Annotated in this window: 25 protein-coding genes; all 25 read right to left on the minus strand. The window is 67.7% G+C overall.

The window, feature by feature from the left end:
• Positions 1 to 25: 25 nt before the first annotated feature.
• Positions 26 to 856, minus strand: coding sequence for a tRNA pseudouridine(38-40) synthase TruA (gene truA / locus ACWEFB_RS30380; RefSeq protein WP_452290948.1), 831 nt, complete (start codon positions 854 to 856; stop codon positions 26 to 28).
• Positions 857 to 940: 84 nt separating this feature from the next.
• Positions 941 to 1,513 carry a 50S ribosomal protein L17 gene (gene rplQ / locus ACWEFB_RS30385; RefSeq protein ID WP_363598824.1) on the minus strand — a complete coding sequence of 191 codons (573 nt, stop codon included), beginning with the start codon at positions 1,511 to 1,513 and terminating at the stop codon, positions 941 to 943.
• Positions 1,514 to 1,561: 48 nt separating this feature from the next.
• Complete coding sequence (locus ACWEFB_RS30390) at positions 1,562 to 2,584, minus strand: DNA-directed RNA polymerase subunit alpha (RefSeq protein WP_121158425.1); 1,023 nt, start codon at positions 2,582 to 2,584, stop codon at positions 1,562 to 1,564.
• 153 nt (positions 2,585 to 2,737) lie between these two features.
• Entirely contained in the window at positions 2,738 to 3,364 is a 627-nt protein-coding gene (gene rpsD / locus ACWEFB_RS30395) for a 30S ribosomal protein S4 (protein WP_326561077.1), read from the minus strand.
• A gap of 13 nt (positions 3,365 to 3,377) precedes the next feature.
• Positions 3,378 to 3,785 (minus strand): 30S ribosomal protein S11, encoded by a 408-nt coding sequence (gene rpsK, locus ACWEFB_RS30400; RefSeq protein ID WP_007073011.1) that lies wholly within the window; start codon positions 3,783 to 3,785, stop codon positions 3,378 to 3,380.
• A gap of 114 nt (positions 3,786 to 3,899) precedes the next feature.
• Positions 3,900 to 4,280, minus strand: coding sequence for a 30S ribosomal protein S13 (rpsM, locus tag ACWEFB_RS30405; protein ID WP_326561078.1), 381 nt, complete (start codon positions 4,278 to 4,280; stop codon positions 3,900 to 3,902).
• Positions 4,281 to 4,499: 219 nt separating this feature from the next.
• On the minus strand, positions 4,500 to 4,613 hold the full coding sequence (gene rpmJ / locus ACWEFB_RS30410; protein ID WP_043965539.1) for a 50S ribosomal protein L36: 114 nt from the start codon (positions 4,611 to 4,613) through the stop codon (positions 4,500 to 4,502).
• A 109-nt stretch (positions 4,614 to 4,722) separates the two neighbouring features.
• Positions 4,723 to 4,944 (minus strand): translation initiation factor IF-1, encoded by a 222-nt coding sequence (gene infA / locus ACWEFB_RS30415; RefSeq protein ID WP_007073013.1) that lies wholly within the window; start codon positions 4,942 to 4,944, stop codon positions 4,723 to 4,725.
• Positions 4,945 to 5,175: 231 nt separating this feature from the next.
• Positions 5,176 to 5,790 (minus strand): DUF1707 SHOCT-like domain-containing protein, encoded by a 615-nt coding sequence (locus ACWEFB_RS30420; protein WP_452290952.1) that lies wholly within the window; start codon positions 5,788 to 5,790, stop codon positions 5,176 to 5,178.
• Positions 5,791 to 5,840: 50 nt separating this feature from the next.
• Positions 5,841 to 6,692: a type I methionyl aminopeptidase gene (gene map / locus ACWEFB_RS30425; RefSeq protein WP_452290954.1), complete on the minus strand. Its 852-nt coding sequence runs from the start codon at positions 6,690 to 6,692 to the stop codon at positions 5,841 to 5,843.
• Positions 6,693 to 6,919: 227 nt separating this feature from the next.
• Positions 6,920 to 7,573: an adenylate kinase gene (locus ACWEFB_RS30430; protein ID WP_326561081.1), complete on the minus strand. Its 654-nt coding sequence runs from the start codon at positions 7,571 to 7,573 to the stop codon at positions 6,920 to 6,922.
• Positions 7,574 to 8,896: a preprotein translocase subunit SecY gene (secY, locus tag ACWEFB_RS30435; protein ID WP_326563040.1), complete on the minus strand. Its 1,323-nt coding sequence runs from the start codon at positions 8,894 to 8,896 to the stop codon at positions 7,574 to 7,576.
• Positions 8,897 to 9,130: 234 nt separating this feature from the next.
• Positions 9,131 to 9,574 (minus strand): 50S ribosomal protein L15, encoded by a 444-nt coding sequence (rplO, locus tag ACWEFB_RS30440; protein ID WP_326561082.1) that lies wholly within the window; start codon positions 9,572 to 9,574, stop codon positions 9,131 to 9,133.
• A complete protein-coding gene (rpmD, locus tag ACWEFB_RS30445) occupies positions 9,574 to 9,756 on the minus strand; it encodes a 50S ribosomal protein L30 (RefSeq protein ID WP_121158418.1) in 183 nt (60 codons plus the stop codon). The genes rplO and rpmD overlap by 1 nt, the downstream gene beginning before the upstream one ends.
• A complete protein-coding gene (gene rpsE / locus ACWEFB_RS30450; RefSeq protein ID WP_121158417.1) occupies positions 9,756 to 10,370 on the minus strand; it encodes a 30S ribosomal protein S5 in 615 nt (204 codons plus the stop codon). The genes rpmD and rpsE overlap by 1 nt, the downstream gene beginning before the upstream one ends.
• A gap of 72 nt (positions 10,371 to 10,442) precedes the next feature.
• Positions 10,443 to 10,832, minus strand: coding sequence for a 50S ribosomal protein L18 (rplR, locus tag ACWEFB_RS30455; RefSeq protein ID WP_326561084.1), 390 nt, complete (start codon positions 10,830 to 10,832; stop codon positions 10,443 to 10,445).
• The gene (gene rplF / locus ACWEFB_RS30460; RefSeq protein ID WP_326561085.1) at positions 10,829 to 11,371 is read right to left on the minus strand and encodes a 50S ribosomal protein L6; all 543 of its coding nucleotides are present in this window, start codon (positions 11,369 to 11,371) and stop codon (positions 10,829 to 10,831) included. The genes rplR and rplF overlap by 4 nt, the downstream gene beginning before the upstream one ends.
• Before the next feature lie 16 nt (positions 11,372 to 11,387).
• Positions 11,388 to 11,795 (minus strand): 30S ribosomal protein S8, encoded by a 408-nt coding sequence (rpsH, locus tag ACWEFB_RS30465; protein WP_452290958.1) that lies wholly within the window; start codon positions 11,793 to 11,795, stop codon positions 11,388 to 11,390.
• 104 nt (positions 11,796 to 11,899) lie between these two features.
• The gene (locus ACWEFB_RS30470) at positions 11,900 to 12,085 is read right to left on the minus strand and encodes a type Z 30S ribosomal protein S14 (RefSeq protein ID WP_007465272.1); all 186 of its coding nucleotides are present in this window, start codon (positions 12,083 to 12,085) and stop codon (positions 11,900 to 11,902) included.
• A gap of 1 nt (position 12,086) precedes the next feature.
• A complete protein-coding gene (rplE, locus tag ACWEFB_RS30475; protein ID WP_363598834.1) occupies positions 12,087 to 12,671 on the minus strand; it encodes a 50S ribosomal protein L5 in 585 nt (194 codons plus the stop codon).
• Complete coding sequence (gene rplX, locus ACWEFB_RS30480) at positions 12,671 to 12,991, minus strand: 50S ribosomal protein L24 (RefSeq protein ID WP_363598836.1); 321 nt, start codon at positions 12,989 to 12,991, stop codon at positions 12,671 to 12,673. The genes rplE and rplX overlap by 1 nt, the downstream gene beginning before the upstream one ends.
• A complete protein-coding gene (rplN, locus tag ACWEFB_RS30485; RefSeq protein ID WP_007465279.1) occupies positions 12,988 to 13,356 on the minus strand; it encodes a 50S ribosomal protein L14 in 369 nt (122 codons plus the stop codon). Before rplN ends, rplX begins: the two co-directional genes overlap by 4 nt.
• Positions 13,357 to 13,491: 135 nt before the next feature.
• Complete coding sequence (gene rpsQ / locus ACWEFB_RS30490; RefSeq protein WP_452290961.1) at positions 13,492 to 13,782, minus strand: 30S ribosomal protein S17; 291 nt, start codon at positions 13,780 to 13,782, stop codon at positions 13,492 to 13,494.
• Positions 13,779 to 14,015 carry a 50S ribosomal protein L29 gene (rpmC, locus tag ACWEFB_RS30495; RefSeq protein ID WP_326561090.1) on the minus strand — a complete coding sequence of 79 codons (237 nt, stop codon included), beginning with the start codon at positions 14,013 to 14,015 and terminating at the stop codon, positions 13,779 to 13,781. The genes rpsQ and rpmC overlap by 4 nt, the downstream gene beginning before the upstream one ends.
• Entirely contained in the window at positions 14,015 to 14,440 is a 426-nt protein-coding gene (gene rplP, locus ACWEFB_RS30500) for a 50S ribosomal protein L16 (protein WP_121158410.1), read from the minus strand. Before rplP ends, rpmC begins: the two co-directional genes overlap by 1 nt.
• Positions 14,441 to 14,442 lie beyond the last annotated feature (2 nt).

A 14,442-nucleotide genomic window follows, 5' to 3' on the forward strand; every position in this document is an offset into this window, starting at 1 on the left:
CGCACCGACGGGCAACCGGCAGCGCTCAGGCCTCCGCAGGCAGCCGCAGCCGGCGGGTACGCAGTGCGCGGTCGGCGTACTCGGCCGGGTCGGTGGGGTAACCGACCTCGACCAGGGTCAGTCCGTGGGCCGGCGCAACGGTCACCTCACTCGACCGTTCCCGCCGGCTGAGCAGACCCGCGGGCCACTCCACCGGCCGTCGACCGTCGCCCGCCACCAGCATCGCCCCGACCAGACTCCGCACCATCGACTGGCAGAACGCGTCCGCCTGGACGGTCGCCACCAGGATCCCGTCCGGATCCCGACGCCAGTCCAGCCGGGTCACCTCGCGCAGGGTGGTCGCGTGCTCCTTGCGCCGGCAGTACGCGGCGAAGTCGTGCTCGCCGACCAGTCCGGCCGCCGCCCCGGCCAACGCGTCCAACTCCAGCGGACGCGGCCACGCCAGGATCTCGTGCCGACGCAGCGGCTCCACCCCGTACGGGGCGTCGGTCACCCGGTACTCGTAACGCCGGAAGGTCGCCGAGAAGCGGGCGTCAAACTCGTCCGGCATTTCGGTGATGGCGCGTACCCGGACGTCACCGGGCAGGAGTCCGGCCAGCCTGCGCAGCAGCGAGTCGGTGACCGGCGCCCAGGCGGCGTCGGCCAGGTCGACGTGGCAGACCTGACCGGTGGCGTGCACCCCGGCATCGGTCCGACCGGCCACGGTCAACCCGGTCACCGAGTCGGCGCCGAGCACCCTCGCCAGCACCTCGATCAGCACCCCGGCGACCGTACGCCGCCCCGGCTGGGCCGCCCATCCGGAGAAGTCGGTGCCGTCGTACGCGACATCGAGCCGTACCCGGGTGTAACCGTCCACTCCAGTACCCCCTGAACCCGCCGTACCCGAAAATGAACGGGCCCGGCACCCCCGCGGGGGTGCCGGGCCCGACGTTGCCCGAGGTCAGGACTTGCTGTTGTCAGCCTCGTCGGTGTCCTCGCGGGCAGCCGCCGTGTCGCCCGACACCGACTCCGGCGCCTCGGCGTCCTGGTCCGCGTCGGCGTCCGCCGGACGGGTCTCGGTCTCGTCCGCGGGGGCGAGCGCCTCGACCTTGTCCTGCTGAGCCGCCTTGCGGGCGGCCGTCTTCTGCGCGGTCCCGGTCGGCGCGGGCGCGACGACCAGTTCCTCGACCAGCTCGATGATCGCCATCGGGGCATTGTCGCCCTTGCGCGGTCCGGTCTTCACGATCCGGGTGTAGCCACCCGGACGGTTGGCGTACCGGGGCGCGATCTGGTCGAACAGGGTGTAGACGACGTCCTTGTCCTTAACCGTGCCCAGCACCTTGCGGCGGCTGGCCAGGTCGCCGCGCTTGGCCTTGGTGATGAGCTGCTCCGCCAGGGGCCGCAGCCGCTTGGCCTTGGTCTCGGTCGTCTTGATCTTGCCGTGCTGGAACAGCGCGGTGGCCAGGTTGGCCAGCATCAGCCGCTCGTGCGCGGGGCTGCCGCCGAGGCGGGGACCCTTGGTGGGCGTGGGCATGCTTGGTGCTCCTCAATAGTGGGCAGCTGATCTCCAGCTAGCCGAAAATCAAAGCTGCTCGGTCTCGCGGTAGTCGTCGGTGTCGTAGTCGCCCTCGCCAAAGGTGTCCACGACGTGCGCCGGGTCGAAGTTGGGAGCCGAGTCCTTCAGCCCCAGGCCCATCCCGGCGAGCTTCATCTTGACCTCGTCGATCGACTTCTGACCGAAATTCCGGATGTCGAGGAGGTCTGCCTCGGTACGCCCGATGAGCTCACCAACGGAGTTGATGCCCTCGCGCTTGAGGCAGTTGTAGGAGCGGACGGTGAGGTCGAGCTCCTCGATCGGCAGCGCCAGGTCCGCCGCGAGCTGCGCGTCCTGCGGCGACGGGCCGATGTCGATGCCCTCCGCCGTCTCGTCCAGCTCCCGCGCCAGGCCGAAGAGCTCGACCAGGGTGGAACCGGCAGAGGCCAGTGCGGTACGCGGGCCGATCGACGCCTTGGTCTCGACGTCGATGATCAGACGGTCGAAGTCCGTACGCTGCTCGACCCGGGTCGCCTCGACCCGGTAGGTCACCTTCAGCACCGGCGAGTAGATCGAGTCGACCGGGATCCGGCCGATCTCGGCGCCGGACTGCTTGTTCTGCGCGGCGGTGACGTACCCGCGACCCCGCTCGACGGTCAGCTCCATGTCGAGCCGGCCCTTGCCGTTCAGGGTGGCGAGCTTGAGGTCACCGGTGTGCACCGACACCCCGGCCGGCGGCTGGATGTCCGCAGCGGTGACGTCGCCGGGGCCCTGCTTGCGCAGGTACATGCTGACCGGCTCGTCGTGGTCGGAGCTGACGCAGAGCTCCTTGACGTTCATGACCAGCTCGACCACGTCCTCCTTGACACCGGGGATCGTGGTGAACTCGTGCAGCACGCCGTCAATCTTGATCGACGTCACGGCCGCGCCCGGGATGGACGACAGCAGCGTACGCCGGAGCGAGTTGCCCAGGGTGTAACCGAAGCCCGGCTCGAGCGGCTCGATGGTGAACCGGGACCGGGTCTCGCTGATCGACTCCTCCGAGAGGGTCGGCCGCTGGGTAATGAGCACTTCTGTTCTCCTTGGTTCGGGGCGCCCACCATTTGACGCCCGTCTGTGTTGCCATGCCAGCGAACTGGCGACCGTTCGGGGGCGAGTCCGGGGTTGACCACGACAACGCTGTGCCGTACGGCCAACCCCGGATCGTTCCGAGCGGTTTTCGGCCTACTTGGAGTAGAGCTCGACGATCAACTGCTCCTGGACCTGCGTGTCGATGACCTGCCGGGCCGGGAGCGTGTGCACCAGGATCTTCATCTGGCTGGGGATCGCCTCCAGCCACGCCGGCACGGTCCGGGAACCGGCCTGCGCCTGGGCGACGACGAACGGGGTCATCTCCTTGGACTTCCCCCGCACCTCGACGATGTCGTGTTCCTTGATGCGGTACGACGGGATGTCGACCTTCTTGCCGTTCACGATGAAGTGACCGTGCTTGACCAGTTGGCGGGCCATGTCCCGGGACTGGGCGTAGCCAGCCCGGTAGACCACGTTGTCCAGCCGCGACTCGAGGATCTGCAGGAGGACCTCACCGGTCTTCGCCTGCTTGGCCACGGCCTCCTCGTAGTACCCGCGGAACTGCTTCTCCAGCACGCCGTAGACACGACGGGCCTTCTGCTTCTCACGAAGCTGGAGCAGGTACTCGGTCTCCTTGGTCCGACCCCGGCCGTGCTGTCCGGGCGGGAACGGCCGGGACTCGAACGGGCACTTCGGTCCATCGCACTTGCTGCCCTTGAGGAACAGCTTCATCTTCTCCCGCCGGCAACGGCGGCAGTCAGCACCGGTGTAACGAGCCATCTCTCTCTACCTCTCAGACCCGACGACGCTTCGGCGGACGGCACCCGTTGTGCGGCTGCGGGGTGACGTCGGAAATCTGCCCGACCTCCAGCCCGACGGCCTGCAGCGAACGGATAGCGGTCTCCCGGCCGGAGCCGGGGCCCTTGACGAACACGTCGACCTTGCGCATGCCGTGCTCCATCGCCCGACGCGCGGCGGCCTCGGCGGCCAGCTGAGCGGCGAACGGAGTCGACTTGCGGGAGCCCTTGAAGCCAACCTGGCCGGCCGAGGCCCAGGAGATGACCGCACCGGTCGGGTCCGTGATGGACACGATGGTGTTGTTGAAGGTGCTCTTGATATGCGCCTGCCCGTGGGCGACGTTCTTGCGTTCCTTGCGCCGGACCTTCTTGACGGCGGCCCCGGCGCGAGCCTTCGGTGGCATAAGTCTGTGCGCTCCTAGTGTGGGAAGTCCGGCCAGGCTCTATCGAGCTGTACCAGGATTCCGGTATCGGGAAATCAGGTCCGCGCCCTGTCGAGCGGGACCGGAATCCGGTTACTACTTCCGGCCGGCCTTCTTCTTGCCTGCCACGGTCCGCTTCGGGCCCTTGCGGGTCCGTGCGTTGGTACGGGTCCGCTGACCACGGACGGGCAGACCACGGCGGTGCCGGATGCCCTCGTAGCAGCCGATCTCGACCTTGCGGCGGATATCAGCGGCGACCTCGCGGCGCAGGTCACCCTCAACCTTGAAGTTGGCCTCGATGTGGTCGCGGAGCTGGACCAGCTCCTCGTCCGTGAGGTCCTTGGCGCGCTTGTCCGGGGAGATCCCCGTGGCAGCGAGCGTCTGAACGGCCCGGGTCCGACCGACCCCGAAAATGTAAGTGAGCGCGATCTCCATCCGCTTGTCGCGGGGGAGGTCGACGCCGGCTAGACGTGCCATGCGCGGGCGTGCTCCTCGTGGTGTTTCGCGGAGGTCTCTGGCCCGACCCATCCCACCTGCCCCGGTGGGCCCCGGCCTCCGACCGGGGGTCAGCCACGAGTGCATCGCTTGATGTGCACGCGCGCTCGTGGCTGGGACGAGCTTCTGTTGTGGTACTTGCGCTACGGATCGGCGACGAGGCTGCCCGACACCGGCCGGTCTAGTGCCGGCCGAGACGGATCAGCCCTGGCGCTGCTTGTGGCGCGGGTCGCTGCAGATGACCATGACCCGGCCGTGCCGGCGGATAACCCGGCACTTGTTGCAGATCCGCTTGACGCTCGGCTTGACCTTCACGGGTTTGCCTTACTTCCCATAAGGCCCAGCGACGTGGACACGGCGCCGGACTTCGAGGACGGACACGGACATTCCGGCCGCCGTCAGATGACTGAACCCGAACCCGGATTCACTTGTAGCGGTAGACGATCCGCCCGCGGGTCAGGTCGTACGGCGAAAGCTCGACGACAACCCGGTCCTCGGGCAGGATGCGGATGTAGTGCTGCCGCATCTTGCCGCTGATGTGAGCCAGCACCTTGTGGCCGTTGGCAAGCTCGACCCTGAACATTGCGTTCGGGAGCGGCTCAATGACCCGGCCCTCAATCTCGATGGCTCCGTCTTTTTTCGGCATGTCCTCCGCTGTCCTGACGTCGGTAATTCCGGACGGCTCACAACGCCTTACCCGGATGTCTGTTCGTCAAGATCAGCCAACCGGACCAGCCGCGGCTCCGACTCCCACCGAAGCGCAGGATGGGCATGCCGGAGTGGACGCTGTGCGCCGATCAGCCAGTGTACGCTCGCCCACGGATCGACGCCAAACCGAGGTACCCCCGGTGTGGCGGATGGGACGAACCAGCCGATTCTAGTCGGCCTTCCCGCCGAGTTGCCAGCCCTCTCGCTCCCCCGACGGCGGGAGGCTCGCGCGGCCCGGCTCCGGGTCCGGGTCCTCGGCCCGCTGCTCCCGGCGCGCCTGCTTCGCCGCCTTCTTCCGGGCCCGCTGGGCGGCCACCCGCTGCGGTTTACCCTGCGCCAGGCCGCTGACCGTGCTCGCGAGCAGCACCGCTCCCCAGGGCCCCGCGACCCAGATCGGCCAGAAGTAGAGGACCTCCCAGGCCATCATCGAGATGATCGCCCAGCCAGCGACGCTGATCGTCACCACCGAGAAGTAGGGCGCCCAGTTCTCCACCAGCCACTGTCGGGTCGCTCCCGGGTAACGGCCGTCCGGAGCGGGCACCGACGGGTCGTGCGGCACCGCACCGCCCTGCCGCGCCACCTCGGCCTGCTGCGCGGGCACCGGCTCGGGCAGGTCGTCCAGCAGGTGGTCCAACTCGGCGTACGTCTTCGCGGCGTAGGCCGCCCGCAACCGGTCGTCGTACTCGTACAGGTCGAGCCGGCCCTCGTCGACCGCGAGCCGGAGCCGCTCGGCGACCAACCGCCGATCGGCGTCCGCCGCCCGCATCTCGCCCCGGCGCTCCATGAGTACGAGGATGCCACCGCCCCGCCACCTTGGCGAGCGCCAACCAGCGCCTAGACCGAATCCGAGGTGGCCGGCTGTCGCGCGGTGACCAGGTCACCGAGGCGGGCCCGCCCACCGTCGGCGGCGGTCAGCACCCACACCCCGTCCGGCAGCAGGGCCATCGAGTGTTCGACGTGGGCCGCCACCGAGCCGTCACGGGTCACCACGGTCCAGCCGTCGTCGAGTTCCGCCGTACGGGGCGAACCGATCGTGATCATCGGTTCGATCGCCAGGGCCATGCCCGGCACCAACCGGGGTCCACGGCCGGGTCGCCCGTGGTTGAGCACGTGCGGGTCCTGGTGCATCTCGGTCCCGATGCCGTGCCCGCCGTACCCGTCGACGATGCCGTACCGCCCGCCCTTGCGTACCGCGATCTCCACCGCCGCCGAGATGTCGGTGAGCCGGCCCCGGCCGTTGGCCGAGCCCCGTGCGGCGGCGGCGATCCCGGCCCACATCGCGTCCTCGGCGACCTCGGCCATCCGGAGCAACTCCGGCCGGACCTCGCCGACCCCGACGGTGATCGCCGAGTCGCCGTGCCAGCCGTCGAGCACCGCCCCGCAGTCGATGGAGATCAGGTCGCCGTCCCGCAGCACCTGGTCGGCGGTGGGGATGGCGTGCACCACCTGCTCGTTGACCGACGAGCAGATCGACGCCGGGAAGCCGTGGTAGCCCTTGAACGACGGGATGGCGCCGGCGTCCCGGATGACCGACTCGGCGATGGCGTCGAGGTCGGCGGTGGAGACCCCGGGCGCGACCGCCTCCCGCATGCGGGCCAACGCCGCCGCGACGACCAGTCCGGCCGACCGCATCTTGTCGATCTGCTCCGGGGTCTTCAGCTGGATATCCAGCTGGTGACGGCGCATGCCGGCTCTACCTTTCGCTCACAGGCCCAGGAATACCCTGCCGCCCGCTCTCGTCACCGTTCAGGTGGCATGACGCGGACGCTCTGCCGAAGCCGCCGCACGCGCCCAGGGTTGGTCCCCGCCGTGCCCCGCGTCGGGATCAAGCCTGACCGCCCAGAGCGGGGCACGGCGGGGACCAACCCCACACCGCGAGCCCAACCCCACACCGAAAACCCTGAAAACAGAGCCTATCCCCCGTACGACCGGAGCGCATCGATAGCGCGGACGGTGACGTCCTCCACCGGTCCGGTGGCGTCGATGCCCACCAGCTTGCCCTGGGCACCGTAGTAGTCGACCAGCGGCGCGGTCTTCTCCGCGTACTCGCGGAGCCGCTCGGCGATCGTCTCGGCCTTGTCGTCGTCCCGCTGGAACAGCTCGGCCCCGCACCGGTCGCAGATGCCCTCGTGGGTGGGCGCGTCGAACTCGATGTGCCAGATCTTGCCGCAGCCCCGACAGGTTCGCCGGCCGGAGAGCCGGCGGATCACCTCGTCGTCGTCCACGACCAGTTCCATCACCAGGTCGAGCGCGGTGCCCAGGTCCGCCAGGAGCTTGTCCAGGGCCGCCGCCTGCGGGGTGGTACGCGGGAAGCCGTCGAGCAGGAAGCCTTCGGCGGCATCCGGCTCGGCCAGCCGGCCGCGCACCATGTTGATGGTCACCTCGTCGGGCACCAGCTTGCCGGCGTCCATGTAGCGCTTGGCCTCGACCCCCAGCGGCGTGCCCTGGGTGACGTTGGCGCGGAAGATGTCACCCGTCGAGATCTTGGGCACGGCCAGCTGGGCGGCGATGAACTCGGCCTGGGTCCCCTTGCCCGCCCCAGGGGGACCAACCAGAACGAGTCGCATCTAGCGCAGGAACCCTTCGTAGTTCCGCTGCATCAGTTGGCTCTCGATCTGCTTCACGGTCTCCAGACCGACGCCGACCATGATGAGCACCGCAGTACCACCGAACGGGAAGTTCTGGTACTGCTGGTTGTCCAGCCAGATGAAGAAGAAGTTCGGCAGGATCGAGATCGCGCCCAGGTAGAAGGCGCCGGGAAGGGTGATCCGGCTGAGGATGAAGTCCAGGTAGTCGGCGGTCGGCTTACCCGGGCGGATACCCGGTACGAACCCGCCGTACTTCTTCATGTTGTCCGCGACCTCGGTCGGGTTGAACGTGATCGAGACGTAGAAGTACGTGAAGAAGATGATCAGCAGGAAGTACGCGATGATGTGCGTCGGGCTGCTCGGGCTGACCAGGTTGTTCTGGATCCAGGCCTGTACGTCGCCGGGGTTGTTCTGGTCGAAGAACTGCAACGCCAGCTGCGGCAGGTAGAGCAGCGACGAGGCGAAGATGACCGGGATCACACCCGCCTGGTTGACCTTCAGCGGGATGTAGGTCGAGGTTCCGCCGTACATCCGCCGGCCGATCATCCGCTTGGCGTACTGGACCGGGATCCGGCGCTGCGCCTGCTCGATGAAGACCACCAGCGTGATGACCACCAGGACCAGCAGGATGACCAGGAGGAACATGTCCCAGCCCTTGGAGGTCTTGATGGACCAGCCCTCACCGGGCAGCCGGGCCGCGATCGAGGTGAAGATCAGCACGGACATGCCGTTGCCGACGCCCCGGTCGGTGATCAGCTCGCCGAGCCACATGACCACACCCGTACCGGCGGTCATCGTGATGACCAGCACGCTCAGGGTGAGCCACATCGGCAGCCCGGTGTTCTCCGGGACGATCGGGAACTGGTCGCACTGATTGTTGAACAGCTGCCCGGAGCGGGCGAGCGCCACGAACGCCGACGCCTGGAGGACGCCAAGGCCGAGCGTCAGGTAGCGGGTGTACTGGGTGATCTTCGCCTGACCGGACTGACCCTCCTTGCGGAGCTGCTCCAACCGCGGAATGACCACGGTGAGCAGCTGCAGGATGATCGAGGCGGTGATGTAGGGCATGATGCCCAGCGCGAAGACCGACAGCGACAGCAGCGCGCCGCCGGAGAAGAGGTTCAGCAGCGACAGAACGCCGTCGGTCTGGATCGTGTCCAGGCACTTCTGCACGTTGCCGAAGGACACACCCGGGCTGGGCAGCGTCGCACCGAGTCGGTAAACACCGATGATAGCTACTGTGAACAGCAGCTTTTTGCGCAGGTCAGGCGTACGAAACGCACTGAAAAAGGCGGAGAGCAACTTCATCCTCCTGCGCGAGGCGGGCCGCCGGTGGTCCGGCGCGGCTTAGGGTGGTCGTCGAGCGGTAGCCCGATACCAGTGCTGGGATCGGACTCTAACAGCCCAGCGGTGATCCGGGCAGGTGTGCCCATGAACATACACCGGGTCCGATGTTAACGAGGGGCACGGCCCCTTAGTAGACCGTGGCGCCCGTCAGTTGAAAACAACTGACGGGCGTCACGACCGCGTTACGTCCTACAGCTCGGTGGTCGAGCCGCCAGCAGCCGCGATCTTCTCCTTGGCCGACGCGCTGAACGCGTGCGCCGACACCTGGATCGTCACGCCACCGAGATCCCCCGCACCGAGCACCTTGACCGGCTGGCCCTTGCGGACCGCACCTGCCTCGACGAGCTCGGCCGGACCGATCTGGCCGCCCTTCGGGAACAACTCCGCGATCCGGTCCAGGTTCACGACCTGGAACTCGACCCGGAAGTGGTTCTTGAAGCCCTTCAGCTTCGGCAGGCGCATGTGGATGGGCATCTGCCCACCCTCGAACGCCGCCGAGATGTTCTTGCGGGCCTTGGAGCCCTTGGTGCCCCGACCGGCGGTCTTGCCCTTGGAGCCTTCACCACGACCCACGCGGGTCTTGGCGGTCTTGGCACCGGGCGCCGGGCGCAGGTGATGGACCTTGATCGTCATTACTCGACCTCCTCGACCTTCACCAGGTGGCTCACGGTGAAGATCATGCCCCGAATCTCGGGGCGGTCCTCCTTGACCACCACGTCATTGATCCGCTTGAGACCGAGCGACCGCAGGGACTCCCGCTGGTTGTGCTTGGTCCCGATGTCGGATCGGAGCTGGGTGACCTTGAGCCGTGCCATCAGCGAGTCACCCCCGCCCGCGCCGCCAGCATGGCGGCCGGCGCGACATCCTCCACCGGCAGGCCGCGACGCTTCGCGACCGCCTCCGGCGACTCCAGCCCCTTCAGGGCCGCGACGGTGGCGTGCACGATGTTGATCGGGTTCGACGATCCGAGGCTCTTGGAGAGCACGTCGTGGATCCCGGCACACTCCAGCACGGCACGCACCGGTCCACCGGCGATGACACCCGTACCGGCGCTGGCCGGCTTGAGCAGGACAACGCCAGCGGCGTCCTCGCCCTGCACCGGGTGCGGGATCGACGCGGCGATCCGCGGCACCTTGAAGAAGTGCTTCTTGGCCTCCTCGACACCCTTGGCGATGGCCGCGGGCACCTCCTTGGCCTTTCCGTAGCCCACACCGACGGTGCCGTCGCCGTCGCCCACGATCACCAGAGCGGTGAAGCTGAAGCGACGACCACCCTTGACAACCTTGGCGACACGGTTGATCGCGACGACCCGCTCGATGTGCGGCGTCTTCTCGACGGGCGCGTTTCCGCGGCCGCCCTCACGGCGGTTGTCGCGGCGACCACCCTCGTTGCCACCGGACCCGCCGCCACGGCGCTGTTGACCTGGCATCAGCGGCCTTCCTTATCTCTCGTGACGGGGTTACTAACTTGCGATCCTCGTCCGACGCGCATCAGACGCCCGTCAGAACTCGAGCCCGGCTTCGCGGGCGGCGTCGGCAAGCGCGGCGATCCGCCCCGCGTACCGGTTGCCACCGCGGTCGAAGACGACCTTGGAGATGCCGGCGGCCTTGGCCCGCTCGGCCAGCAGTGCGCCGACCTTGCCGGCCAGGGCGCTCTTGTCGCCCTCGCCGCCGCGGAGCGACGTGTCCAGGCTCGACGCCGACGCCAGGGTGTGCCCCTTGGTGTCGTCGACCACCTGGGCCGTGATGTTCCGCAGCGAGCGGGTGACGACCAACCGGGGACGGTCGGAGGTACCGCTGACGTTCTTGCGGACCCGGAAGTGTCGCCGCGCCCGCCCAACGGCGCGCTTGGCGGCAACGCCGCGACGGCGCTTGAGCAGCGTGGCGCTCACTTCTTACCTGCCTTTCCAGCCTTGCGGCGGATGACCTCGCCCTGGTACTTCACGCCCTTGCCCTTGTAGGGCTCCGGCGGCCGGATCTTCCGGATCTTGGCGGCGACCTCACCGACCTGCTGCTTGTCGATGCCGGCCACGTGGAACAGGGTCGGCCGTTCGACGGTGAAGGTGATCCCGTCCGGAGCCGGAACCAGCACCGGGTGCGAGAACCCGAGTGCGAACTCGAGGTCCTTGCCCTTGGCGGTGACCCGGTAACCGGTGCCGGCGATCTCCAGCGTCTTGCGGTAACCCTCGGTGACCCCGACGATCATGTTGGCCACGAGGGTACGGCTCAGGCCGTGCAGCTCCTTGGCGCGACGCTCGTCGTTGGGACGGGTCACCTCCAGCTGGCCATCCTCGGCCCGCTCCGCGGCGATCGGCTCGGCGAGGGTGTGCGAGAGCTCGCCCTTGGGGCCCTTGACCTTGACGGTGGGCCCGGTGATCGTGACGTCGACGCCGGCGGGAACCGGGATCAACTTACGTCCAATACGCGACATTTCTACCTGTCTCCCGTTACCAGACGAAGGCGAGGACTTCCCCGCCAACGCTCCGCTTGCGAGCCTGCCGGTCGGTGAGCAGGCCCTGGGACGTCGAAATGATCGCCACGCCCAGCCCGCCGAGCACCCGCGGGAGCCCGTCCGACTTGGCGTACACCCGGAGACCGGGCTTGGAGACGCGCTTGATGCCCGCCAGGCTCCGCTCGCGGCTCTGGCCGTACTTCAGTTCGACGACCAGTCGCTTGCCGACGGCGCCCTCTTCGGGCTCCTCGACCGACCAGGTGGCGATGTAACCCTCGGTCTTGAGGACCTCGGCGATGTTCGCCTTGATCTTCGAGTAGGGCATCGTCACCTTGTCGTGGTACGCCTGGTTGGCGTTACGCAGACGCGTGAGCATGTCTGCGATCGGGTCAGTCATAGTCATTGGTGTTTGTCAGCCTTTCTCACCGCGGTTCCCGGGGCACACGGCCCGGGGCCTACGGCGTTGCGATCCTCGCCCCGACCAACGGTCAGGACGCTGCTGGGCCTTTACCAGGATGCCTTGGAGACACCGGGCAGCTCACCGCGGTGGGCCATCTCCCGGATGCACACGCGGCAGAGCCCGAACTTGCGGTAGACCGCCTTCGGACGACCACACCGCTGGCAGCGGGTGTAGGCGCGAACCGAGAACTTCGGCTTCGCGGCCGCTTTGATGATAAGCGCCTTCTTCGCCATCTCAGTTCTCCTTGCTCGGGTCTTCACGGAACGGGAAGCCCAGGTGCTTCAGCAGCGCCCGGCCCTCGTCGTCCTTCGTGGCCGTGGTGACCACCGTGATGTCCATGCCCCGCTGCCGGTCGATCCGGTCCTGGTCGATCTCGTGGAACACCGACTGCTCGGTGAGACCGAAGGTGTAGTTGCCGTGGCCGTCGAGCTTGCGCCCGTCCAGACCCCGGAAGTCACGGATACGCGGCAGCGCGATGGAGAGCAGCCGGTCCAGGAACTCCCACATCCGGTCACCCCGGAGGGTCACCTTCGCGCCGATCGGCATGCCCTCGCGCAGCTTGAACTGCGCGATGGACTTGGTCGCCCGCCGCACCTGCGGCTTCTGGCCGGTGATGGTGGCCAGGTCGCGAACCGCGCCGTCGATCAGCTTGGCGTCGCGAGCAGCCTCGCCGACACCCATGTTGACGACGATCTTGACCAGACCCGGCACCTGCATCGGGTTCTGGTAACCGAACTGCTCACGCAGGGCGGCCGCGATCTCGTTGCGGTACCGCTCCTTGAGGCGCGGCATGGTCTTGGTTTCGGTAGCCGTGCTCATCACAGGTCCTTACCGGTGCTACGCGCGACGCGGACCTTCTGGCCACTGTCGTCGATCCGGAACCCGACCCGGGTCGGGTTGCCGTCGGAGTCCAGGAGCTGCACGTTCGACACGTGGATCGGAGCCTCCTGGGTGACGATGCCACCGGTCTTGGCGCCACGCTGAGTGGTGCTGATGCGGGTGTGCTTCTTGACCCGGTTCACGCCCTCGACCAGGACCTTGTCCTGCCGCGGGTAGGCCGCGATGACCTTGCCCTTGGCACCCTTGTCCTTGCCGGCGATGACGACGACCGTGTCGCCCTTCTTGACCTTCACGGTCACAACACCTCCGGCGCGAGAGAGATGATCTTCATGAACCGCTTGTCCCGCAGTTCCCGGCCCACCGGGCCGAAGATGCGGGTACCGCGCGGGTCGCCACCGTCCTTGATGATGACGGCGGCATTCTCGTCGAAGCGGATGTACGAGCCGTCCGGCCGCCGCCGCTCCTTGGCGGTGCGGACGACGACCGCCTTGACGACGTCGCCCTTCTTCACACCAGCACCGGGAATGGCGTCCTTGACCGTGGCCACGATGACGTCGCCGATACTCGCGTAGCGCCGACCGGAGCCACCGAGAACCCGGATACACAGGATCTCCCGAGCACCCGTGTTGTCGGCGACGCGCAGTCGCGACTCCTGCTGAATCACGTCTATCTCCTATGTCTGCCGGTTCTCAGACGGCTGGTGTCTCCGGCTTGTGCCTTCCAGCCGGAAACTCATGCCGTCTGAGCCTGGCGGAACCCTGAGCTTGCTGGTCCGGTCTGCTCCGCAGCCCGTCCGGCTCTACTTGGCCTTTTCGAGGATCTCCACGATCCGCCACCGCTTGGTGGCGGAGAGCGGACGGGTCTCCATGAGCAGTACGCGGTCGCCAACGCCACACGCGTTCTGCTCGTCGTGCACGTACAGCTTGCGCGTACGGCGCAGAACCTTGCCGTACAGCGCGTGCTTGACCCGGTCCTCAACCTCGACCACGACGGTCTTGTCCATCTTGTCGCCTACCACGAGCCCTTCGCGCACCTTGCGCTGGGCCCGCGGGGCGGTGGTGGTCCCCTCCGGGGCGGTCGACTCGCTCATGATGCAGTCACCTCAGTCGGCGCGGCGGAGAGACCCAGCTCGCGCTCACGCATGATCGTGTAGATCCGGGCGATCTCCCGACGGATGACCTGCAGCCGGCGATTGTTGTCCAGCTGGCCGGTCGCGGCCTGCACGCGGAGGTTGAACAGCTCCGCCTTGGCCTCGCGCAGCTTCGCGACCAGCTCCTCCTCGGAGAGCTCACGCAGCTCGCCGGCCTTTACGCCCGCGGCCATCAGCTTTCACCCACTTCGCGTGTCACAATTCGGCACTTCATCGGGAGCTTGTGGATCGCGCGACGCATAGCCTCTCGCGCGGTCTGCTCGTTGGGGAAGGACATCTCGAAGAGCACCCGTCCCGGCTTTACGTTGGCGACCCACCACTCGGGCGAGCCCTTACCGGAACCCATCCGGGTCTCAGCGGGCTTCTTGGTCAGGGCCTGGTCCGGGAAGACCGTGATCCAGACCTTGCCACCACGCTTGATGTGTCGGGTCATCGCGATACGCGCTGACTCGATCTGCCGGTTGGTGACGTAAGCGGGCTCCAGCGCCTGGATTCCGAACTCGCCGAACACCACCCGGTTGCCGCCCTTCGACGCGCCATGGCGGTCGGGGTGGTGCGGCTTGCGGAAGCCCTTCGGGGGCTTGCGCGGCATCAGCATCT

Source organism: Micromonospora sp. NPDC004704 (genome assembly GCF_053601675.1).

What these genes read in the sequence shown, in the direction of transcription:
- rpsD (WP_326561077.1), bottom strand. Translation starts at nt 3,364, where the DNA reads ATGGCTCGTTACACCGGTGCTGACTGCCGCCGTTGCCGGCGGGAGAAG.
- ACWEFB_RS30430 (WP_326561081.1), bottom strand. Translation starts at nt 7,573, where the DNA reads ATGCGACTCGTTCTGGTTGGTCCCCCTGGGGCGGGCAAGGGGACCCAG.
- rpmC (WP_326561090.1), bottom strand. Translation starts at nt 14,015, where the DNA reads ATGGCCGCGGGCGTAAAGGCCGGCGAGCTGCGTGAGCTCTCCGAGGAG.
- rpsH (WP_452290958.1), bottom strand. Translation starts at nt 11,795, where the DNA reads ATGACTATGACTGACCCGATCGCAGACATGCTCACGCGTCTGCGTAAC.
- rplO (WP_326561082.1), bottom strand. Translation starts at nt 9,574, where the DNA reads ATGACGATCAAGGTCCATCACCTGCGCCCGGCGCCCGGTGCCAAGACC.
- rplP (WP_121158410.1), bottom strand. Translation starts at nt 14,440, where the DNA reads ATGCTGATGCCGCGCAAGCCCCCGAAGGGCTTCCGCAAGCCGCACCAC.
- rpsK (WP_007073011.1), bottom strand. Translation starts at nt 3,785, where the DNA reads ATGCCACCGAAGGCTCGCGCCGGGGCCGCCGTCAAGAAGGTCCGGCGC.
- ACWEFB_RS30420 (WP_452290952.1), bottom strand. Translation starts at nt 5,790, where the DNA reads ATGGAGCGCCGGGGCGAGATGCGGGCGGCGGACGCCGATCGGCGGTTG.
- rplE (WP_363598834.1), bottom strand. Translation starts at nt 12,671, where the DNA reads ATGAGCACGGCTACCGAAACCAAGACCATGCCGCGCCTCAAGGAGCGG.
- rpmD (WP_121158418.1), bottom strand. Translation starts at nt 9,756, where the DNA reads ATGGCACGGCTCAAGGTCACCCAGCTCCGATCCGACATCGGGACCAAG.
- rpsM (WP_326561078.1), bottom strand. Translation starts at nt 4,280, where the DNA reads ATGGCACGTCTAGCCGGCGTCGACCTCCCCCGCGACAAGCGGATGGAG.
- rplF (WP_326561085.1), bottom strand. Translation starts at nt 11,371, where the DNA reads ATGTCGCGTATTGGACGTAAGTTGATCCCGGTTCCCGCCGGCGTCGAC.
- infA (WP_007073013.1), bottom strand. Translation starts at nt 4,944, where the DNA reads ATGCCGAAAAAAGACGGAGCCATCGAGATTGAGGGCCGGGTCATTGAG.
- map (WP_452290954.1), bottom strand. Translation starts at nt 6,692, where the DNA reads ATGCGCCGTCACCAGCTGGATATCCAGCTGAAGACCCCGGAGCAGATC.
- ACWEFB_RS30470 (WP_007465272.1), bottom strand. Translation starts at nt 12,085, where the DNA reads ATGGCGAAGAAGGCGCTTATCATCAAAGCGGCCGCGAAGCCGAAGTTC.
- rpsQ (WP_452290961.1), bottom strand. Translation starts at nt 13,782, where the DNA reads ATGAGCGAGTCGACCGCCCCGGAGGGGACCACCACCGCCCCGCGGGCC.
- rplQ (WP_363598824.1), bottom strand. Translation starts at nt 1,513, where the DNA reads ATGCCCACGCCCACCAAGGGTCCCCGCCTCGGCGGCAGCCCCGCGCAC.
- rpsE (WP_121158417.1), bottom strand. Translation starts at nt 10,370, where the DNA reads ATGCCAGGTCAACAGCGCCGTGGCGGCGGGTCCGGTGGCAACGAGGGT.